Below are 20677 nucleotides of genomic sequence, written 5' to 3'. Positions count from 1 at the left end.
GTCAGCTATGCGCTGCCCCGCCCCGGCGCAAGGACGGCTTCCAGCGATTGAGCAGCAGCGCATTGGATACCACCGAGACCGAACTGGCAGCCATCGCGGCCCCCGCCAGCGCCGGGTTCAGCCAGCCCAGCGCCGCCAGCGGAATCCCGATGACGTTGTAGACGAAGGCGAAGAACAGGTTCTGCCGCACCTTGGCCAGCGTGGCGCGCGACAGGTCCATGGCATCGACCAGCCCGCGCAGCTCGCCGCGCATCAGCACCACATCCGCCGTCTCCAGCGCAACGTCGGACCCGCTGCCCATGGCGATGCCGATATCCGCCGCCGCCAGCGCCGGCGCGTCGTTGATGCCGTCGCCCACCATGCCCACAAGCTGCCCCGGCCCGCGACGGCGTTCGATCTCGTGCGCCTTGCCGTCCGGCAGCACGCCGGCAATGATCTCGTCCAGCCCCAGTTGCCCGGCCACGGCTGCGGCGGTGCGCGCATTGTCCCCGGTCAGCATCACCAGATGGATGCCGCGCCCGCGCAGCGCGGCCAGGCTGTCGGCGGCATCGGGCCTGACCCGGTCCGCCAGGGCGATATGGCCCAGCAGGCGGGCATCGCGCGCCACGCCGATCACGGTCTTGCCCTGCTGCTCCAGCCGCTCGACGGTGGCGCTGTCGGCATCGCAGCCCGACTCGGTCAGGAATCGCGCCGACCCCAGCCGCAGGGTACCGCCGGAAGCATCGCTCTCCTGCCCCTCGACTCCACGGCCGGGCAGGGCGCGCACGGCCCGGACCGGGGTCGCCACCGCACCGGCCGCGACGGCATGGGCCGCAATGGCACGCGCCAGCGGATGTTCCGAATTCTCTTCCAGCGCCAGCGCGGCCGAAAGCAGGCTCGCGGCCGGCACGCCGGGGGCGGGCACGATATCGGTCACGCCGGGCCGGCCCTCGGTCAGGGTGCCGGTCTTGTCCAGCACCAGCGTCGTGATCCGGTGCACGCGCTCCAGCGCCTCGGCATTGCGAAACAGCAGCCCGGCACGCGCCCCCAGCCCGGTCCCGACCATGATCGCGGTCGGCGTCGCCAGCCCCAGCGCACAGGGGCAGGCGATGACGAGCACGGCAATGGTGCCGGTCAGCGCCCCGCCCGGGTGCCCGGTCAGCAGCCACCCGGTCACGAAGGTCAGGACGGCGACACTCAGCACGGCCGGCACGAACACGGCCGAAACCCGGTCCACCAGATGCTGCACCGGGTCCTTGCTGCCCTGCGCCTGCTGCACCATGCGCACGATGCGCGACAGGGTGGTATCCGCCCCCACCCGCCGGGCGCGGACATGCAGCACGCCGTCGCGGTTGATGGTGGCGCCGGAAACCGGGTCCCCCGCACCCTTGCCCACGGGGATGGGCTCGCCCGTCAGCATCGATTCGTCGATATCCGATTCCCCGTCCAGAATCGTGCCGTCCACGGGAATGCTCTCGCCAGGCCGCACGACGAACACATCGCCCACCCGCAGGCTCTCCACCGGCCGGTCCACGACCGTCCCATCCACTACCACATGCGCGACCTGCGGTTGCAGGCGCATCAGCCGCTCCACCCCCTCGCGGGTGCGCAGCCGGGCCCGGCTCTCCAGCAGCCGGCCCAGCAGGACAAGGGTGATGACGGTGGCGCCGGATTCGAAATAGAACGGCCCGTCCAGCCCCAGCAGCAGGGTCGCGGTGCTGGACAGCCAGGCGACGCCGGTACCCAGTACCACCAGCACATCCATGTTGGCACCGCCCCCGCGCAGCGCGTTCCAGGCCTGGCGATAGAACGAGCGCCCGCAGACCAGCTGCACCAGCGTGGCCAGCCCCCATTGCGCCCACATCGGCAGCAGGTCCGGCAGGCCGGCTTCCATGGCGATCATGCCGGCCAGCAGCGGCAGCGTCAGGACCAGCGACAGGGCAAACAGCCCGACCTGCCGCCGCCAGGCGGCCCGCCGGCGCGCGGCATCGTCCTGGGCCGCATCGGTTCCGTCGCGGGGCAGGGTGGCGGTATAGCCGGCCTTCTCCACCTGCCGGATCAGCAAGGGCGGATCGGCCAGCCCGGGCAGGTAGCCGACCTCCGCCCGCTCCCCGGCGAAACTCACCTGCGCCGTCACGCCGGGCAGCCGGTTCAGCACGGTCTCGATCCGGGTGGCACAGGCGGCGCAGCTCATGCCCGCGATCGCCAGGGCGACATGGCGGGCCGGCACGTCGAACCCCGCCTTACGGATGGTGCCGACAATCGCATCGGCCGCCGGGGCGCCGTCCCCGCGCTGCACCGTCGCGGTCGCGGCGGCGAAATTGACCGACGCGGTAATCCCCGGCAGCCGGTTCAGCACCTTTTCGATCCGGGCGGCACAGGCGGCACAGGTCATGCCTTCCAGCGGAAGGGTAAGGGTTTGCGCGGATGTCATGGGCGCGATGCGGCCTCCTGTCCGTGCGCCCGCCTCAGGACGGATGCCGGACAGAAAAATGTGGCGGCACCGGGCCCCCGTCAACCGCCCCCGTCAGCCATCCCCCTCAATCGGCCGGCGCGGTGCGCGATTCGTCCACGAAGGTCTCGGTCGCATCGTCGATGGCGCGGCTGCGGCGCCCGGCGGGGTTGTGGACATACAGTGCCTTGCGGTCGATCTTGTCCTCGGCCTCGGGCTGCACCGGCATCTCGTAGCGCGGCACCCGGCGATGGTCGGCCAGTTGCAGCTTGGGGTTGAAGACCGAATTGAACTTCCAGATCATGGTCAGGAAGTTGGTCTGCCCGCGCAGCGCCAGGCGCAGCGCAAGGCCCATCGTGTCCTTGATCGCGTTCCAGCCCAGATGCTTCTGGTTCAGCACCTGCTGGGTCTTGACCAGTTCCTCGTAGAATTCCTCCAGCGGCAGCGTGGTGGGCAGCACCGCATGCTGGATGTCGAACAGCCGGTAATCCCGCGTCGTCAGGCGCCGCGCCTCCCGATGCCAGATCTCGGTGCCCGGATAGGGCGTGGTGACCGAGATGTTCACGATATCCGGAATCTCCAGGCACCATTGCCGGATCACCTCGAACCGCTTCCGGTCCCAGGACGGATCGGCGATGATGTTGATCGCGACGATCAGCCCCAGCGAGCGGGCGAATTCCAGGGCCTCGAAATTCCGGTCCAGCGACACGCGCTTGCGGAAATGCTTCAGCCCTTCCTCGTCCACCGCCTCCATGCCGATGAAGATGTAGCTCAGCCCCAGCTCCTTCCAGAACCGGAACACCTCCTTGTTGCGCAGCAGCACGTCGGCGCGGGTTTCCAGGTAATATTCCTTGCGGATGCCTCGCCGCTTGATTTCCTCGCCGATCGCCATGCCGTGCTCGGCATGGACAAAGGCCACATCGTCGACGATGAAGATCCCGGGCTCGCGGATCGCCTCCAGCTCGTCGGCGATCACGGTCGGGCTGGCGGTGCGGTACGACCGCCCATAGAACGTCCAGGCGCTGCAAAAGGTGCAGTCCCACGGGCACCCGCGCGCGAATTCGATCGAGGCCGCGGGGTCCAGCGTCCCGATGAAATATTTGCGGCGATGGCGCAGCAGGTCCCGCGCCGGGCGGATCGTGTCCAGCGACGGGACGAAGATCGGCGGCGGCCCTTCGCCCGTCAGCGTCACCACGCCGGGCACGGTCAGGATGTCGCCGCCCGCCTGGCGGGTATCCAGCAACTGCCCGACGGTGGCATCGCCTTCGCCCTTCAGGATGCAGTCGATCGCCCCCTCGGCCAGCTCCAGGATGTCGCGGGCGATGAACGAGACCGAATGGCCGCCGACGAACAGGAAGACGGTGGGCATCCGCGCCCGCGTCTCGCGGCACAGATCGACGATCTCCGGCACATTGGCCAGGTAGTTTCCGGAAAAGCAGACGGCATGGGGCCGAAAATCCTCGATCATGCGCCAATAGTCGCGGTGGGTTTCCACCTGCAGATCGATGATCTTCACCTCATGCCCGGCCTGCCGGGCGGCGCCTGCCACCAGTTCCAGGCCCAGCGGCTCCAGCCGCAGGAAGACCTTGGTGTACATCAGGGCGCTGGGGTGGACGGCGAGTATTCTCATTCTGACACCTCGTTTTTCGCCACGGGCGCGCGGCGGAATGAAGTGGCGGCCTGGCCGATGGGGGACGGCGGCGCACGGGGGCAATGGCTTGTCGTGGTCCCGAATATTTTGCCCAGATGGAGCGCCCCCCGTCACCCGAACGATGGGTAATGACACCTATGCACGGGCCGGCCGAAGCCCCGCCACGGGGCACCCGGGTTTCGATTATTGTCCGGTTTGCGGGAGAATACGGTTGGATATTGTTGCACGATCGACCGAACACCGTCGAATTCATGAAGGCGTGAACGAAGCCTGCCATTCTGTCATGCGCGCCGCGCCCTATCGCGGGCAGGCGATCCATGGCAAGCTGATTCGAGACAAGGTGTCCCGATATCGATCCGGTCAGGCGGTGTCGGGCGCGAATCATGGTGATGGACGGCTCCAAGAGGGGCTGGCGGCGGTCGGAATGAAGCATAAGAACGGAACGGGTCTTGGTTGGGTTGCCGGTGCCGCGATCCTGCTGGCGGGGTGTTCATCGGAAATCGGGCGCCGCCCCACGGATTCCGACATTTCCTGCCTGCGGGCCCAGATGGGCGCGGAACTCAAGCTCAGCTTCCCGCTGGCGGCCAATACCTGCCAGCGCATGACGGACCATAATTTCGTCATCGGCACCAGGAACCCGCAGCCGATCCCGCTGAACCTGCGCGGCGCCCCCGACCTCCAGGCCCTGGCCGACCAGTACGGCTACAGCTACACCCGCTGACACCCCGGCGGCTTCGCCGCAAGCCGCCGTGCGGACGGGCTGATCCCTTCATCGAACGCGGCGCCCCCGCATTCACCCCCGTCCAACCCCCCCCGATTCCAGACAGATAACGTCCGGCCGCGCCCCCCTGGGCCACGGCCCGCTTCTGCGCGCGCGCCATTCATTATAACGGATTCACAACGGTATTTCCAGAAACAACGCACACGACATGTGTGTTGACGATTGACTCGTTGATATCCGTCGCATTATGGAATACGCACTATTTTACATGGTGGAATACAGGACGCCGCTGACATGACGAAACACCAACCGATCGGGGACCGATGTCCCTGCGAACAGGGCGCCCCCACCGGGGGGCAGCCTGTCACGTCATGAAGCAGGCCGGAGCAAGCCGGCGCATCACGGTCCAGGGGCATGAACCCATGCTGAGTTCCACGATCATCGAAGTCGATGGCGTCTTCGTCGGTGCCGCCATTCTGGTGGATGGTTTCAATGCGCGCCGTTTCTACGCGGCCCATGACAGGGTCCGCTCCCTGCATAACGAGACCTCGCCCGACCTGGCGGTGCTGATGCGCACCGTCACCCGCCAGTTCCGCGCGGCCCAGGGCGGCCCGGCGGCGGCATGAGCGACCATTGCGCACAGCCCATGCGCCCGGCCCCCACCTGCGGGATGGGCGGGGGCGACGCCCTCCTGGTCGTCCTGCTCTGCGCCGGGGTCCTGGCGGTGCTGGCCGGTGCCGGGGCAATGGACATGGCGACGCTGTCCGACGCCACGTCGGTCCTGTTCACCTCCTGAGGGTCCGCGGCGACGGGGCGGCGGCCTGCCCCTTCGTGTCGCGCAGGGCATAATCCAGCATGGCATGGGCGATTTCCCGCTCGCCCATGATCACGACATCCGCCCCCAATTGCCGCAGATGATCGACCGCGCTGTCGAAATGGGCGCGGGCGATGATGGTGATCGCGGGGTTCGCCGCCCGCGCCTGCTCCACCACCTGTCCGGCTTCGAACGCCTCGGGAATCGCCACCACCAGCAGGCGCGCCGCCGTAATGTTCGCCTCGGCCAGAATGGCGGGGTCGGCGGCATTGCCCAGAATGGCCTCGCCCCCCTGCGCGCGGACGGATGCGATCGCACTGTCCCCGGTCTCGATCACCAGCAGCGGCCAGTGCCGGCGCAGCAGTCCCTCCGCCACCAGCGCCCCGACCCGCCCATAGCCCACCACCACGGCATGGTTGCGCAGCGGCCCCGCGACATGGGCCACCGCCTCGGCCGCGGCGCCCGCCCGCGCGGCATCGCGCCGCTCGGCCCACGGCCCCAGCAGCCCCGCGATCAGGAACGCCAGCGGATTCATCAGGATCGACAGGATCGACACCGCCAGGATCAGCGACCGGGTCGAGGAATCCACCAGCCCCAGATCCGCCCCCAGCGTGGTCAGGATAAACGAGAACTCGCCGATCTGCGCCAGCCCCGCCGCCATGGTCAGCGCCGTCTGCCGCCGCTCTCCCAGCACCCGCAGGGTCGCGAAGACGATCAGCGGCGTCATGACAAGCACCACCGCCAGCGCGGCCAGCAGCACGCCCGGATGGCGCACCAGCACCGACGGGTCGAACAGCATCCCGATCGAGATGAAGAACAGCACGGCAAACGCATCGCGCAGCGGCAGCGTCTCCTCGGCCGCATGCTGGCTCAGGGCGGATTCGCTCAGCACCATCCCGGCCACGAACGCCCCCAGCGCAAACGACACGCCGAAGAAGCTGGACGCGACAAAGGCCACCCCCAGCGCCACCGCCAGCAGCGCCAGCCGGAACAGTTCGCGCGACCCGGTCCGCGCCACGTAATGCAGCGCGGCCGGGATCACCCGCCGTCCTACCAGCAGCATCAGCGCGACGAAGGCCGCGACCTTCCCCAGCGTCAGGCCCAGCGTCCACCCCAGCTCCAGCAGGGTGGGGGCATGGGTGGCGCCGTTCTTCATGTCCGGCATCAGCGCCGGCAGCATCACCAGCGCCAGCACCGTGATCACGTCCTGGATCACCAGCCAGCCGATGGCCAGCCGCCCGCGCTCGGTCTCCATCAGCCGCTTTTCTTCCAGCGCCCGCATCAGCACCACGGTACTGGCCACCCCCAGCGACAGGCCGAAGATCAGCGCGGTCGGCAGGCGCCAGCCCATCAGCAGCCCCAGCCCGGTGCCGGTACCCGCCGACAGCGCCACCTGTGCGACCGATCCGGGCAGCGCCACCGCCCGCACCGCCATCAGGTCCTTGACCGAGAAATGCAGCCCGACGCCGAACATCAGCAGAATCACGCCGACATCGGCCAGTTGCGGCGCCAGCCCCTGGTCGGCGACGAAGCCGGGGGTAAACGGCCCCACCATCACCCCGGCCAGCAGATAGCCGACGAGTACCGAAATCCCCAGCCGGGTCGCCACCATCCCCAGCAGAAAGGCCAATGTCAGGCCGATGACCAGGATCGTGATCAATGGGCTGGCATGCGGCATGGCCGGGCACTCCTGTCTCGGGGCACGAGAATGGCTCGTCCCCGCGCCCGGAGCACCCTCTTTTTTGCGACGTTTTCAAGATGCCCCGGCCCGGCGGTGCGCGGGCCACAGACTCACATGAACTGGATATGGCTCTTGAAACCCAGCAGGGCTGCATCGCGCAGATTGTACTGCCCGTTGGGGTGCACATAATATTCCAGCAGCGGCGTCAGGATCACGCCGCGCATGACATGGATGGCATAGTTCACTTCCAGCACCATGGTCTCGCGCTGGACCCCGGTCGCATGATTGGGCAGGGCCGCATGCCGGTTCAGCAGATACCCTTCCGACAGGGTCACGCCGGGGGCGATCTTGGTATAGGTCAGCGCAATCCCCAGCGTGTCGTAGGGCCGCGAGGCAAACATCCCGCGATTGAGCAGCGCGCCATAAACCTCGTACTCGCGCAGCGACGTATGCGGATCGTTATAGATCATCCCGCACAGCGCCGTCAGGCCGGACTCCCTGTCGCGATAATGCAGCAGCCGCTGGTCGAACATCGCCCAGCTCGACCACGAGGCACTGCGCGTCTTCTGCTTCTGCCGCGTCAGTGCATAGGGCATGCCGCCGAGGTCGAGGAAATTGTCGTTCTGCGGCGTACTGAACAGTTGCGCCCCGAACTTGTAATGGCCGGGCAGCCTGCCATGGCCGAAAATCGGCTCCCACGCCGTCTCGACCGGCGCGGCATAGCCGATGATATTGGCCCCGTTGAACTTGAATCCCGTCCGGTGCTGAAAGACCTGATAGATCCCGTCCTCGATCGGGTACAGCCCGGTCTGGACATAGACCGACCGCGCCGGCCGCCCGCGCACGCGAAAGCCCCATGTCGCCGCCGGATATCCGGCATCGTAATTGGTGTCGGTAATGCCCTTGGGCCGCCCGCAGAAACTGCCGTTCTGGAAATTGCAGAACAGCGGACTGGCCGCGAAATCCGAAATTTCCGCCATCCGCCCTGCCGCAATGGCAATGCGCCCGCCCAGCAGCGTCTCCTCGCCATAGGCATAGACCAGATGCACCACCACGTTGCCGCCCCCGCCATAAACCTCCGACGCATGGTTCAGCCAGTCGCCGAACATCCGGTTGGCCGTGGTGCCGTAGCGGCCGATGGTGATCATGTGGGTGGCAAACCCGTCCAGCCCGGCCAGCTTTTCCCAGTCGACATCAAGCTGCACGGCATATTGCCCGGCATTGCTCGCCCCCTGCCGGTAGTTCGAAAAGCCGGGCGTGCTGCCCCGCGTGGGCGGTGTGATCGCCCCTGCGAACTCGTTGACGTTGTCGACCAGCAGGTTCACCCCATGCCCGCGCAGCCAGTCCGAAAGCGCGTTGGGAAACAGCGCCTCGGGGTGCGAAAAGGGCGGCACGCCGGTCTTCATCGTGTCATGGGCGGGCAGGGGCGTATCGACCCGCACGGCCGGGGCCGACCCGATCTCCCGATCCATGATCTGCGCCCGCGCCGGCGCCGCCCCCAGCACCGCCAACAGCAGGGCGGCCGCGACACCCCCTCTCACGGCACCGAAAAATCCTGCGAACATCGGCAGCGCGCCCCGGCGAAATGATGAATGCGGATCGCGCGACAGGGCAGCCTGTCCGCCGCGAGGCAGGGAAGGAGTCCGGACCATGTCGCGGGCCACCCAGGGCATGCGGCGAAGGGCTCTTCGGAATCGCCGTCCACGCGTCCCGGCGGCCGGGACGGCAGACAGCATCCGTTTCAAAACATGTCAACGCCCGAACGGTTTTCGGGTTTACCCGCCAATTTACCCGCCAATGTCGAAAAGCACTTTCGACGAATGCCGCCGGTCGAGCGACGCCGTAAACGCCTCGCCGAACGCCGCCAGCGGAAACCGGTGCGTCACCAGCCCCTCCGCAATCCACGGATAGGCGGCCAGCAGGTCCAGCGCGGTGCCGAATTCCGTGTCGAAACGGAACGACCCCCGATAATCCAGCTCCCGCGCAATGATCTGCCCCAGCGGAATCCCGACATCCCCGGGCGGAAACATCCCCACCTGCACCAGGACACCGCCCTTCGCGGTGCAGCCGATGGCCGTCGGCAACGCACCGGCGGCCCCCGAAACCTCGAACACGATGTCATGTTCCGCCACATGCGGCGCCGACGCGGTATTGACCGTCGTCGTGGCCCCCATCCGGCGGGCGATCGACAGAGGAAAATCCTGCAGGTCGGTGGCGACGATCTCCCCGGCCCCCGCGATCTTCAGCCCGGCCACGATCAGCGCCCCGATGGGCCCGGCACCCTGCACCAGCACGCTCCGGCCGCGCACGTCTCCGGCGCGGATAATCGCATGCAGCGCCACCGACAGCGGCTCGGCCAGGCAGGCGGCACGCACATCCAGCCCCGGCGGCAGGGGGTAGACCTGGCTGGCGGCCACGGTCATCAGCCGCCGGAACCCGCCATCGGTGTGGGGCAGCATGGCGGCACTGCCCAGAAAGCGCGTCTCGCGGCACAGATGCCGCAGCCCGCGCCGGCATTCGGGGCACTCCCCGCAGGGCCGGGCCGGATGAACCGCCACCGCCTCGCCCGGCGCCAGCCCATGGACGCCCGGCCCGGCCGCTTCGACAAAGCCCGAGATCTCATGGCCCAGGATCATCGGCGCGCGCAGCACCGACGCCCCGACCCCGCCATGCTTGAGGTAATGCATGTCCGATCCGCAGATCCCGCCCCACGCCACCCGCACCGTCACCTCGCCGCGCCCCGGCGCGGCCACCGGCACCCTGTCCAGCCGCAGGTCCTCCCGGTCATGAATTACCAGCGCGTCGGTCGTGCGTATAATATCGGACATCGATCCAGTTCCGGTTCGGGGGGATAAAGGCAGGCAGGCGTGCCGGGCAGGCGCCCGGGGCAAAACCGGCCGCTCCTGTCCCGTGAATGACTTGCGGCCGGCCCATGCGGTTGCTAACGCCGGACATGGCCGCCGGATGCCCGGCGCCGGCACCGTCCGGTCACAAGCGGCGCGTGTCATCCCGCCGGCAAAGGAATGGCCATGATCCTCGATGGCACGCTCGTACTGCCCGACCGCCTCGCGCCGGGCCGCATCGCCTTCGACGGCACGATCCACAGCGTGGAATCCGGATCGGCGGCGTCCGGGCCCACCCGCTACATCCTCCCCGGCTTCATCGACACCCATGTCCATGGCGGCGACGGCGCCGACACGATGGAGGGCGTGGCCGCAATCGCCCGCCTGGCGCGCTTCCACATGGCGCACGGCACCACCACCATCCTGCCCACCACCATCACCCGCCCGTGGCCGGACGTGATGGAGGCCCTGCGCGCGGTGGCCGAGGTCCAGCGCACGGGCCTGCCCGACGGCCCCACCATCCACGGCGCGCATCTGGAGGGTCCCTTCGTCAGCCCGCACCGGCTGGGCGCGCAGCCCCCCTTCGCCATCGCGCCCGACCCGGACCACGTCGCCCAGGCGCTGGCCACCGGGGTCGTGCGGGTGGTGACGCTGGCGCCGGAACTGGACCATGCGGAAACCGCCATCGCCGCCTTCGCCGCCGCCGGCGTGCGCGTCAGCATCGGCCACACCGTCGCCAGCTTCGAACAGACCGAACAGGCGATCTGCCGCATCTGCGTCGCCGGCGGCACGGTCGGCGCCACGCACCTGTTCAACGCCATGGGCGGGATCGAGGGCCGGCGCCCGGGCCCGGCCACCGCCCTGATGTGCAGCGACGCCGGCCATGCCGAGCTGATCTTCGACATGCACCACGTCCACCCCGCCAGCTTCCGCCTGGCACACCGGCTGATGGGCGAGCGCCTGCTGTTCGTGACCGACGCCATGCGCGGCGCGGGCCTGGGCGACGGCCCCAGCCAACTCGGCGGGCAGCAGGTGACGATCCGCGACGGCATCGCCCGCCTGCCCGACGGCACGCTGGCCGGCAGCGTGCTGACGCTGGACGGCGCCCTGCGCAACGCGCTGGCGGCCGGCACCAGCCTGGTCGACGCCGCAAAACTGGTCAGCCACAACGCCGCCCGCTATCTCGGCCTGACAGATCGCGGCGCCCTGGTCCCCGGCATGCGCGCCGATTTCGTCGTGATGGGCAGCGACTTCACGGTGCAGGAAGTCTGGGTAGAAGGCCAACGCCGAACCTGATCGTCCATGCGCGCTGCGCGGCACTCTCGCTCGCCAACCCACATTTCCAATCAGGTTCGGGGCGGTGTTTCCCGACGGACACAGGGGGACAGATTCGCCCTCGGGTCGCGACGTGGTGAGGTGCAGGGCGTTGATTTCGTCATAAACAGACGCTTCGTGTGCTCCTGCGACCGGCAGGGAAGGGGATGGTATTGTCGTCGAGGTTCGTTTTCTCTCTGTTGCTCGCCGGCACGGCGCTTTCCGCCGCCGCCGCCCCGCGCGCCTGGGCCCAGGCCATCCCCGCCGGGCCGGACCGGCCCGCGCGGCACCCGGCGGCGGACGCCCCGCGCCCGAAGACCGAGACCATCACCGTCACCGGCAGCAACCCCGTGGAAAGCGCCGATGGCGTCACCGGCCGCGCCCCGGGCGGCGGGATGATGAGCGAGCAGACCGAGGCCAAGGCCATCACCACCGTCGGCCGCGACTTCATTGCCAAGCTGGCCCCCATTACCTCGGCAGCGCAGATGATCCAGTTCGCCCCGGGCACCAACATCGCCTCGTCCGACCCGTTCGGCCTGTCCGACCAGACATCGATCAACGTGCGCGGCATGAACCAGTCGGAACTCGGCTATCTGTACGACGGCGCGCCGATCGCCGACATTTCGGCCTACGACCCCTATACGTCGCAATGGGGCGATACCGAGAACTACCAGGAAGTCCAGCTCTCCCAGGGCACGTCGGACATCAACGCCCCCCTGGTCAGCGCCACCGGCGGCCAGATCAATATCAGGACGGTCGACCCGTCGCACACATTCGGCGGCCTGGTCGATTATTCCTACGGCTCGCACAAGACCAATCGCGGATTCATCCGCGTCAACACCGGCGATATCCTCAATACCGGCGTGCGCGGCTATATCTCCTATTCCAATGCCACCTACGGCACCTGGCGCGGCCCCGGCCGGGGGCAGAGGCGCCATATCGATTCAAAATTCATGAAGGAATGGGGCCAGGGAAATTCGATTTCCTTCGTCGAGGCCTATAACGAGAACAACCAGCCGGTCTACGCCCCCGTCACCGCGCAGCAATGGCGGCAATCGGGCAACAGCTTCAACTACACCGCCAACCCGTTCGAAACGAACGAGGCTGGCAGCTACTGGCAGACCGAAGTCGGCGACTGGCGCAGCCTGATCCTGGTCGCGCCGATGCATTTCACGCTGACGCGCAACCTGTCGCTGCACATCACGCCCTATCTGTACTGGGGCAGCGGCGGCAGCGGCATGGGCCAGTGGGACATGCCGGTCAACAACTACAACCCGTCGACGGGGCAGAACCAGAACCTGGTCCTGCCCTATCCCGGCCTGGCCTACGACGATGCGGGCACGCAATCCTTCCATGGCGACGGCTATTACCTGATGCGGGAATATCATCCCGGCATCGCCGGCCATCTGGACTACAAGGCGGGCCGCCACCACACGATCAGCCTCGGCGCGTTCTACGATTATTACGACGATGCCGAAGTGACCAATATCAGCCAGCTCGGCCCCAACGGCGACCCGCCGAACACATGGGGTTCCTACGGGCTGAAATTCCCCAACGGGTACGAATATAACCTGTTCCTGAACTACCACATGATCACGCAGTCCATCGGCCTGTATGTCAGCGATTCCACATCGTGGCTCAACGACCGGCTGAAGCTCGACGCCGGTTTCAAATATGTCATGATGAACCGGGCCGGCACCAACAATTACGACAATGCGGTGCCCTATGCCGTGGGCACCAACTACGCAACGCCGCTGCCGCGCCTGTCGGGCAGCTACATGCTCACCCCGCACGACCAGATCTTCTTCGACGCAGCCACCAATTTCCGCATGCCAACCACCAATTCCTATTTCTCGGGCGTGCCGGGAAACACGATGGGCATCGGCGGCTCGGTCAAGCCGGAATTCTCCATTTCCGAAGAACTCGGCTACCGCCACACCGGCCAGTACAATCTCACGATCAACCTGTTCAACTACAATTTCACCAACCGCAACATCACCACCAACACCATCGTCAACGGCAGTTCCTTCGCGGGCGTCTCGATGAATGCCGGCGGCCAGACGGTGCGCGGCGCCGACATCGAATTCGGCCTGCGCCCGTGGCATCATCTCAGCCCCTACGTCTCGGGCGAATATCTCTACGCCCGCACCGACAACAATTTGCCCGCCACGGCCGATAACGGCGCGCTCGACTACCTGCCCACGGCCGGCAAGCGGGTGCCCATGGCCCCGCAATGGACGACCAGCGCCGCGCTCAGCTACGACGACAGCCATCTCTTCGGCAATTTCATGTATCGCTGGATCGGCCGGCAATATTCCGATTTCATGGACCAGGAATCCCTGCCCGCGCACGGCCAGATCGACATGACGCTGGGCTACCGCCTGCCCGACATGTGGCACCTGAAACACCCGCAGATCCAGTTGAACATGTACAACCTGGCAAGCTGGCACTACCGGTCGGGAATCCAGAGCCTGTCGAACAACACCAACCCGACCATGGGCGTGCACGGCAACCTGATCGATTCCTCCGGCGCCCCCGCCTATCTGATCGCCAGCACCTTCGCGATGATGGTCACGGCCACGACGGGCTTCTAGAACCCGGCGATGGCGTGCGGCACATAGGGCTCCTCCAGCGCCGCGATCTCGCTCTGGTCCAGCCGCAGGTCCAGCGCCGCCAGCGCGTCCTCCAGATGGCCGGGTTTCGACGCCCCGACGATGGGGGCCGTAATGCCGGGCTTCTGCAACAGCCAGGCCAGCGCCACCTGCGCGCGCGGCACGCCGCGCGTCTGCGCAATGCGGCCGACCGCGTCGATCACCAGCCGGTCGGCGGCCTCCGCGCGGCCATACAGGCTGTGCAGCACAGTGTCGGTATCCTGCCGGATGCTCCGCTCCCGCCAGTCGCGCGCCAGCAGTCCCCGCGCCAGCGGGCTCCACGGCAGCACGCCGATCCCCTGGTCGCGGCAGAAGGGCAGCATCTCGCGCTCCTCCTCGCGGTTCAGCAGGTTGATATGGTCCTGCATGCTGGCAAACTCGGTCCAGCCATGCAGCCGCGCGGTATAGATCGCCTTGGCGAACTGCCAAGCATACATCGACGATGCGCCGATATAGCGCGCCTTGCCCGCCTTCACGACATCATGCAGCGCCTCCAGCGTCTCCTCGATCGGCGTATGCGGGTCCCAACGATGGATCTGGTACAGATCGACATAATCCGTCCCCAGCCGCCGCAGGCTGTTATCGATCTCCGCCAGGATGGCCCGCCGCGACAGGCCCGATCCGTTCGGCCCCGGACGGGTCGGAAAGAACACCTTGGTGGCCAGCACCACATCCTCGCGCCGCGAGAAATCGCGGATTGCCCGCCCGACGATCTCCTCCGACGTCCCGTCGGAATAGCTGTTGGCCGTATCCAGGAAAGTGATCCCCGCTTCCAGCGCCTGGCGGATCAGCGGGCGGCTATGCTCCTCGTCCAGCGTCCAGGAATGGTTGCCGCGATCGGGCACGCCGTAGGTCATGCAGCCCAGGCAAAGCCGCGAGACCTGGAGCCCGGTACGGCCCAGTCGAATATGGTCCATGCGATTGTCCCTTTCCTCGATTGCGGCCCCCCGCATTACCACCCGGATCGTGCGGCCGTTCCTCCGGCAGGTCCATCACCATAAACCGGCCCGCCCCCGCCGGCACTCCCCGGCGCCTCTCCCGCACCCACCACGCACCCCCATCCTCCGGTCGGTCTCAATGCCCGGTCTCAGTGGCCGTTCTGCTGCTGCTTCCGCTCCCACGCGGCCCGCACCTGCGCCGCCGATTTCCCGGCATCGCGGCGCGTCGCCCGCGCTCGCCCGGCCTTGGCGGCGGCCGAAGGATGGGGCCCGGTCGTGGCACCGGGGGCAATGCCCGCGGCCGGGTTGGCATTGGCCTGTTCCACAGCCTGCTCGCAGACCGAGCCCTTGCCGACACCGAATTGGATGGTCGGAATGATGGCGGCAGGCGGAAACACGGCCGCCAGCGCGCCCGTCGCGGCCAGGCGGCCGGCGATCTCGGCCCCCGGCAGGATCGTCGGGCTGCGCAGCGGCCCCGTGATATGGACCGCGCCGGGAAACGATGCGACGGTGAAGTGAACGGCGCGGGTCGTGATGGCGTAATCCAATGTATTATCACGGAAATTTACCGTGCCATCGCCCGTCGTGCGCGTGTCACCCGTCTGGATCAGGAAAGAATGCGTGGACAGGATACCGTCTTTCAGCGGCATGTCGGCAATGAAGCATTGCAGCGGCGTCCGGTCCGGCAGCCCCAGCGCCGACAGGATCGCATTGCCCAACTGCAATCCGAGAAGATCCGGCAGAATGGCCGACAGATGGCCACCCTGATCGAGCACGAGCGTGATCCCGCCCGTGCCGTGCGCCACCAGGTCGGCCACCGAATGGCCGGTGGCTGCCAGCGTGACATGGCCGCCGATCGTGCCCTGTCCCTCCAGCGACCCGGCCCCCTTCATCAGCCGCGTCACCGGAACGCGCGAGACATCGAGCCTGAAGCGCGTGCTGAAATCATCGTTCGCGGCCGGGTTCAGTGTCGCGGCGGAAGCCAGCGTGCCGCTGCCGACGGCGAAATTCAGCTTATGGACATCGATAGCGCCATCCTGGACCGTGGCATCGACATCGATATTGTCCAGCGGCACGCGTTTGTTTTCAATATGGTCGCCATGATAGGCGATATGGGCGTTGACGGCGTTCAGCTTCGGAACATTGATCCGCTGGTCGGGCAGCACATTGCTGTCCGCCGCGCTCTCCGTCTTCGCATGGCCCGGCTCGCCCCCCACAAAGCCGGCCAGGTCGGCCAGGTCCACCAGATGTGAATGCAGGCCGGCCTCCACGAAGGGAACCTTCTGGTGCGGATCGACGCTGATATCGCCCCCGATATCCGAGCTGCCGAGATGCCCTTCAAAGCCGGTAAAACGGATCCTGGCCTCGGTATAGTCCAGCTTTCCCGCCACGGAATAACGCGGCGTCTGTGGAATCGGAATGCCCGTCAGCGGATAGAGCAGCGACATGTCGGGGCCGGCGAGCGTCAGGTTCAGATGCGCGCCCGCGAAATGGATCGGGTCGTCCACCGTCCCGCGCAGGGTAACGGATGTCGGGCCATTGGCGACATGCAGATCGACCGGATAGGGATTCCGGACATCCGCGAGCGTCAGAAGCGCGCCCCCGACAAAATGCCCGATGATCGGCTGCGCCGCGTAGCGCCCCTTCGCCTCGGCGACGATCGTGCCCTGTTTGCCGTCCGCCGGCGGCGTGGTGTGCATCGCCAGGCGAAAATCGCTGCGCAACCGGGCAAGGGCGACGCGGATATCGCCGTCGGTAATCCGCAATTCCCCGATAGCCGGCAGGCCGGGGCCCGCGCCGCTGTCCGGCGCGGGCTTGCCGTCCGCCGTGAAGCTGTAATTGCTGCGCCCGTCCTTCAGCGCCACGATATCGCCGCGCGGCGCATCAAGCGCGACCAGCGGCAGCACCAGTCCCCGCCCGACGAGGTACGGCCAGGGCTTCACCGCGACGGTCAGGGATCTGGCGCTGGCGAATTCCTCTTTTTCCGAAGTAAATCCATCGGGTTGGCCGATATGCGGATCGTCCAGCGTAATCGTGGTCGTCCAGCCCGGCCGCACATGCAGATGGGCGACCGTCACCGGGCGATGAAGCGCCGCCGAGGCCCGGCGTTCGATCAGGGGCACGAACCAGTCCCAGTTCCACAGCACGATCAGCAGGACGATCGCAAGCGCCAGCACACCGGCCAGAATGACCGGTATCCTGCGGGCCGGGGACGGGTGGGTGGGCGTGCCGCGCTGTGTGGTCAAGCAGGGATCTCCGTGCAGGGCCCGGCTCGCCGGGCGGTGTGCCGCAAACGTGCGTCCGGCCATAAAGTGATGAGGTTCAATCTTTTACGGCTGAAGCCTGCCGCGGTTCCCCGGCGCGGCGCGCCCTGCCGGACGCAGGCGGCCCCGCATCGTGATTGCACGGCCCCGCGCCTCCGTGAGACATGGCAAAAAGGGCCGAGACCATTCGGCTCCTTGCCGGAGGCACATGATGACTGATCAGGTTCCGCTTCATTTCGTGACCCTGCTGGGAAGCCTGCGCGAAAAATCCCTGAATGCCGCCGTGGCAAAGGCGCTGCCCGCCCTGACGCCGGAGGGCGTGACCATCAGCCCCCTGGGTTCGGTCGGCGCGTTTCCGCTCTACAATGCCGACGTGCAGGACCAGAGGTTTCCGGAGCCCGTTCTGCTCATGGCGGAGCAGATCCGCTCGGCCGACGGGGTCATCATCGTGACGCCGGAATATAATTACTCGGTACCCGGCGTGCTCAAGAATGCCATCGACTGGCTGTCACGCGTCACCCCGCAGCCGCTGGCGGGAAAGCCGGTGGCGATCCAGACGGCCTCGCCGGGCGCGATCGGCGGCGCGCGGGCCCAGTATCATCTGCGCCAGAGCCTGGTCTTCCTCGATGCCATGGTGCTCAACAAGCCCGAAGCCATGATCGGCCAGGCCGCGCAGAAGATCGATGCCGAGGCGCAGGAACTCAACGATGCCGCCACGCGAGAGTTTCTGGGACGGCAGCTGGTGGCATTGGCGGCTTTGGCACGGAAGATGAAAGCGTGAGGGAAGGGGTTCTTTTTTGAAAAAAGAACCAAAAAACTTTAATTAAATCAGGTTATTAACCCAGAAGTGCTGCCGCGTTCGATCAGGCGGGCGGGGATTGTGCGCGACTGGCCTCCGGTCGCGGTGGCGGGGTCGTCCAGCAGTTCCAAAGCGGCGGCGGCCATCTGCTCTGCCTGCTGGTCGAAGGTCGTCAGGTCGTATCCGTGCCATGCCGCCTGGGGAATATTGTCGTACCCGGCCACCAGCACGTCGCCGGGCACCGACAGGCCGCGTGCCCGCAGCGCGTCGATGGCGCCGCAGGCCATCAGGTCGTTGCTGCAGAACAGGCCGGCCGGCGGCGGCTCCCGGTGCATCAGGGCGCCCATGGCGGCATATCCACCGTCATAGCTGTCATCGGCCGCCAGCACGATGGGGGGCAGAAGGCCGCGTGCGGCCAGGCCGTCGGCAAAGCCACGGCCCCGCTCGCGGGCGGCGGCACTGTCCGCCGGGCCGGCAAGCCATGCGGCACGCCGCACGCCACGATCGGCCAGCAATTCGGCGGCCAGCCGCCCGGCGGCACGGTTGTTGGAGCGGATGGTGGAAATCCACGGCGCGGTGAGGCGCGAGTTGAAACAGACGATCGGGATGCGCAGTGCCGACAGGGCCGAGGCCGCCTGCCGGCTGCCCACCGCCAGCGCCGTCACCACCGCATCGACCCGATAGCCGGCCAACTGGTCCAGCGCGCCATCCAGCGACAGGGCGTGGGGAACCCGCATCATCAGGGTCTGGAGCCCGCGCGTTTGCAGCGCGGTCGCGAAATGGTCCAGCACGGCGGCATAGAACGGATTGTCCAGCCCGCCGACCACGATCCCGATCATCCGCGAACGGCCCGAAAGCATAATGCGGGGGATCACGCTTGGCCGGTATCCCAGCGCCGCCGCCGCTTCTAGCACCTTCGCGCGCATCTTGGGCGAGACGCTGGCGCCCGGCGAGAAGGCGCGGGATACCGCCGATTGCGACACGCCGGCCAGCCGGGCGACATCGATCGAGGAGACCGGCGGATGGGGCGGGCGCGCGGGCGGCACGGTGCGGGGTGTCAGGCCGCGCGGTCGGCGGCGGCCGGGGCATGGTGGTCGCCCCAGTCTTTCAGCGCCGTGATAACGGCGTGCAGGGTGCGCCCGTGCTCGGACAGACTGTATTCCACCCGGGGCGGAACTTCGGGGAAGATGGTGCGGGTAATCAGCCCGTCGCGTTCCAGTTCGCGCAATTGCGTGGTCAGCATTCGCTGGGTGACGCTGGCCAGGCGCCGCCGCAATTCGTTGAAGCGCATGGTCCGCTCGAACAGGTGATACAGGATCACTCCCTTCCACTTCCCGCCGATGACCTGGAGCGCGGCCTCGACGGCGCATCCGGGCGAGCAGTCTGTCTGCAGGTGGCGGGTCCGGGCCATGACGGTATCATTTCCGACACTATGAGCGATAAATGTGCGTTCTTGCGCACAGCGCATCATAGGGGTTCATCTGGCGGCACGACAAGGAAGGAGCATCCCATGCGCGCCGTCGGCTATCAGTTCTCCCGCCCCATCAGCGTCGGCGATGCGCTGCTGGACATCGACCTGCCGGTGCCCGTCGCCACCGGGCGCGACCTGCTGGTCGCGGTCCGTGCGGTGTCGGTCAATCCGGTCGATACCAAGGTGCGCCTGCGCGCGCAGCCCCCGCCGGGCGAATGGAAAATCCTGGGCTGGGACGCCGCCGGGGTGGTCACGGCCATCGGGCCCGAGGTGACGCGCTTCAAGGTCGGCGATCCGGTCTTCTATGCCGGCGCGCTCGGGCGGCAGGGGACGAACGCGGAATATCATCTGGTGGATGAACGCATCGTCGGGCACATGCCGCGCACGCTCGACTGGGCACAGGCCGCCGCCCTGCCGCTGACCGCGCTCACGGCGTGGGAAATGCTGTTCGACCGGCTGGATATCAGGCGCACGGTCCCCGGTGCCGGGCCCGCGATCCTGATCATCGGCGGCGCGGGCGGTGTCGGGTCGATGGCCATCCAGCTCGTGCGCGCCCTGACAGGGCTGGAAGTGATCGCAACGGCCTCGCGGCCGCAGACGCGGGACTGGGTGGCGGGCCTGGGGGCCACGCAGATTATCGACCATGCGCAGCCGCTTGCCCCGCAGGTGGCGGCCCTGCCGGGTGCGGCGCCCGGCTTCGTCTTTTCCACGACCCAGACCGACCGGCATCTGGCCGAGATCGCGGAGCTGATCGCGCCGCAGGGTCATCTGGGGCTGATCGACGATCCGCCGGCTTTTGACATCCTGCCCTTCAAGACCAAGAGCGTGGCGGTGCATTGGGAATTGATGTTCACCCGGTCGATGTTTGGCACCGCCGACATGGGGCGGCAGGGCGAAATTCTGGATGAGGTGGCGCGGCTGGTGGATGCGGGCACGCTGCGCAGCACGATGGCCGAGCAGTTCGGCCCGATCTGCGCCGCCAATCTGAAACGGGCGCATGCGCTGCTGGAAAGCGGGCGGGCGCGGGGCAAGATCGTGCTGGAGGGTTTTGCTGCCTGAAAAGCAGGTGGAACGGCGGCCGGTCGTGGCGACTGCCCAC

Annotated in this window: 16 protein-coding genes; 7 read left to right on the top strand and 9 right to left on the bottom strand. The window is 67.4% G+C overall.

Annotated features, from left to right (window positions below; genetic code table 11):
• Window position 1 precedes the first annotated feature (1 nt).
• Together HLH27_RS08390 and hpnR are read right to left on the bottom strand one after the other, a co-directional pair.
• Window positions 2–2413, bottom strand: coding sequence for a heavy metal translocating P-type ATPase (locus HLH27_RS08390; RefSeq protein ID WP_182949528.1), 2412 nt, complete (start codon window positions 2411–2413; stop codon window positions 2–4).
• A 106-nt stretch (window positions 2414–2519) separates the two neighbouring features.
• The gene (hpnR, locus tag HLH27_RS08385) at window positions 2520–4061 is read right to left on the bottom strand and encodes a hopanoid C-3 methylase HpnR (protein WP_182949526.1); all 1542 of its coding nucleotides are present in this window, start codon (window positions 4059–4061) and stop codon (window positions 2520–2522) included.
• A 445-nt stretch (window positions 4062–4506) separates the two neighbouring features.
• Here hpnR and HLH27_RS08380 point away from each other — a divergent pair, with 445 nt between their 5' ends.
• The 3 genes from HLH27_RS08380 to HLH27_RS08370 all read left to right on the top strand — a co-directional run bounded on the left by HLH27_RS08380 (window position 4507) and on the right by HLH27_RS08370 (window position 5599).
• Window positions 4507–4803 carry a hypothetical protein gene (locus HLH27_RS08380; protein WP_182949525.1) on the top strand — a complete coding sequence of 99 codons (297 nt, stop codon included), beginning with the start codon at window positions 4507–4509 and terminating at the stop codon, window positions 4801–4803.
• 422 nt (window positions 4804–5225) lie between these two features.
• Window positions 5226–5429, top strand: a complete 204-nt coding sequence (locus HLH27_RS08375; RefSeq protein WP_182949523.1) for a hypothetical protein — start codon at window positions 5226–5228, stop codon at window positions 5427–5429.
• Window positions 5426–5599 (top strand): hypothetical protein, encoded by a 174-nt coding sequence (locus HLH27_RS08370; protein WP_182949521.1) that lies wholly within the window; start codon window positions 5426–5428, stop codon window positions 5597–5599. Before HLH27_RS08375 ends, HLH27_RS08370 begins: the two co-directional genes overlap by 4 nt.
• Here the strand turns inward: HLH27_RS08370 and ybaL are convergent.
• The 3 genes from ybaL to HLH27_RS08355 form a co-directional block, all read right to left on the bottom strand.
• The gene (gene ybaL / locus HLH27_RS08365; RefSeq protein ID WP_182949519.1) at window positions 5589–7295 is read right to left on the bottom strand and encodes a YbaL family putative K(+) efflux transporter; all 1707 of its coding nucleotides are present in this window, start codon (window positions 7293–7295) and stop codon (window positions 5589–5591) included. The genes HLH27_RS08370 and ybaL overlap by 11 nt on opposite strands.
• A gap of 113 nt (window positions 7296–7408) precedes the next feature.
• Entirely contained in the window at window positions 7409–8863 is a 1455-nt protein-coding gene (locus tag HLH27_RS08360; RefSeq protein ID WP_182949517.1) for a carbohydrate porin, read from the bottom strand.
• Between the two features lie 222 nt (window positions 8864–9085).
• Entirely contained in the window at window positions 9086–10126 is a 1041-nt protein-coding gene (locus tag HLH27_RS08355) for an L-idonate 5-dehydrogenase (RefSeq protein WP_182949515.1), read from the bottom strand.
• A gap of 201 nt (window positions 10127–10327) precedes the next feature.
• Between HLH27_RS08355 and nagA the strand changes: the two genes are divergently transcribed.
• Window positions 10328–11437, top strand: coding sequence for an N-acetylglucosamine-6-phosphate deacetylase (gene nagA, locus HLH27_RS08350; RefSeq protein ID WP_182949513.1), 1110 nt, complete (start codon window positions 10328–10330; stop codon window positions 11435–11437).
• 218 nt (window positions 11438–11655) lie between these two features.
• Window positions 11656–14049 (top strand): TonB-dependent receptor, encoded by a 2394-nt coding sequence (locus tag HLH27_RS08345; protein WP_182949511.1) that lies wholly within the window; start codon window positions 11656–11658, stop codon window positions 14047–14049.
• On the opposite strand, the gene HLH27_RS08340 is transcribed toward HLH27_RS08345, so the two are convergent.
• On the bottom strand, window positions 14046–15023 hold the full coding sequence (locus tag HLH27_RS08340; RefSeq protein WP_182949510.1) for an aldo/keto reductase: 978 nt from the start codon (window positions 15021–15023) through the stop codon (window positions 14046–14048). The genes HLH27_RS08345 and HLH27_RS08340 overlap by 4 nt on opposite strands.
• 170 nt (window positions 15024–15193) lie before the next feature.
• Window positions 15194–17290 (bottom strand): AsmA family protein, encoded by a 2097-nt coding sequence (locus HLH27_RS08335; RefSeq protein ID WP_246375649.1) that lies wholly within the window; start codon window positions 17288–17290, stop codon window positions 15194–15196.
• A gap of 229 nt (window positions 17291–17519) precedes the next feature.
• On the opposite strand from HLH27_RS08335, the gene HLH27_RS08330 reads away from it, so the two are divergent.
• The gene (locus HLH27_RS08330; RefSeq protein WP_182949690.1) at window positions 17520–18089 is read left to right on the top strand and encodes an NADPH-dependent FMN reductase; all 570 of its coding nucleotides are present in this window, start codon (window positions 17520–17522) and stop codon (window positions 18087–18089) included.
• 47 nt (window positions 18090–18136) lie between these two features.
• On the opposite strand, the gene HLH27_RS08325 is transcribed toward HLH27_RS08330, so the two are convergent.
• Both HLH27_RS08325 and HLH27_RS08320 read right to left on the bottom strand, forming a co-directional pair.
• Entirely contained in the window at window positions 18137–19153 is a 1017-nt protein-coding gene (locus HLH27_RS08325) for a substrate-binding domain-containing protein (RefSeq protein WP_182949508.1), read from the bottom strand.
• Between the two features lie 11 nt (window positions 19154–19164).
• Complete coding sequence (locus HLH27_RS08320; RefSeq protein WP_182949507.1) at window positions 19165–19518, bottom strand: winged helix-turn-helix transcriptional regulator; 354 nt, start codon at window positions 19516–19518, stop codon at window positions 19165–19167.
• 99 nt (window positions 19519–19617) lie between these two features.
• Between HLH27_RS08320 and HLH27_RS08315 the strand changes: the two genes are divergently transcribed.
• Window positions 19618–20637 (top strand): zinc-binding alcohol dehydrogenase family protein, encoded by a 1020-nt coding sequence (locus HLH27_RS08315; RefSeq protein ID WP_182949506.1) that lies wholly within the window; start codon window positions 19618–19620, stop codon window positions 20635–20637.
• Window positions 20638–20677: the final 40 nt, after the last annotated feature.

Source organism: Gluconacetobacter takamatsuzukensis (assembly GCF_014174275.1).
In the GTDB taxonomy this organism is placed as follows: Bacteria; Pseudomonadota; Alphaproteobacteria; order Acetobacterales; family Acetobacteraceae; genus Gluconacetobacter; species Gluconacetobacter takamatsuzukensis.
Note: the sequence above shows the minus strand (reverse complement) of the source record. Positions and strands in the feature narration are given on the sequence as shown.

Coding starts and splice junctions, on each gene's coding strand:
- HLH27_RS08390 (WP_182949528.1), bottom strand. CDS start 2,413: ATGACATCCGCGCAAACCCTTACCCTTCCGCTGGAAGGCATGACCTGT.
- hpnR (WP_182949526.1), bottom strand. CDS start 4,061: ATGAGAATACTCGCCGTCCACCCCAGCGCCCTGATGTACACCAAGGTC.
- HLH27_RS08380 (WP_182949525.1), top strand. CDS start 4,507: ATGAAGCATAAGAACGGAACGGGTCTTGGTTGGGTTGCCGGTGCCGCG.
- HLH27_RS08375 (WP_182949523.1), top strand. CDS start 5,226: ATGCTGAGTTCCACGATCATCGAAGTCGATGGCGTCTTCGTCGGTGCC.
- HLH27_RS08370 (WP_182949521.1), top strand. CDS start 5,426: ATGAGCGACCATTGCGCACAGCCCATGCGCCCGGCCCCCACCTGCGGG.
- ybaL (WP_182949519.1), bottom strand. CDS start 7,295: ATGCCGCATGCCAGCCCATTGATCACGATCCTGGTCATCGGCCTGACA.
- HLH27_RS08360 (WP_182949517.1), bottom strand. CDS start 8,863: ATGTTCGCAGGATTTTTCGGTGCCGTGAGAGGGGGTGTCGCGGCCGCC.
- HLH27_RS08355 (WP_182949515.1), bottom strand. CDS start 10,126: ATGTCCGATATTATACGCACGACCGACGCGCTGGTAATTCATGACCGG.
- nagA (WP_182949513.1), top strand. CDS start 10,328: ATGATCCTCGATGGCACGCTCGTACTGCCCGACCGCCTCGCGCCGGGC.
- HLH27_RS08340 (WP_182949510.1), bottom strand. CDS start 15,023: ATGGACCATATTCGACTGGGCCGTACCGGGCTCCAGGTCTCGCGGCTT.
- HLH27_RS08330 (WP_182949690.1), top strand. CDS start 17,520: ATGACTGATCAGGTTCCGCTTCATTTCGTGACCCTGCTGGGAAGCCTG.
- HLH27_RS08320 (WP_182949507.1), bottom strand. CDS start 19,518: ATGGCCCGGACCCGCCACCTGCAGACAGACTGCTCGCCCGGATGCGCC.
- HLH27_RS08315 (WP_182949506.1), top strand. CDS start 19,618: ATGCGCGCCGTCGGCTATCAGTTCTCCCGCCCCATCAGCGTCGGCGAT.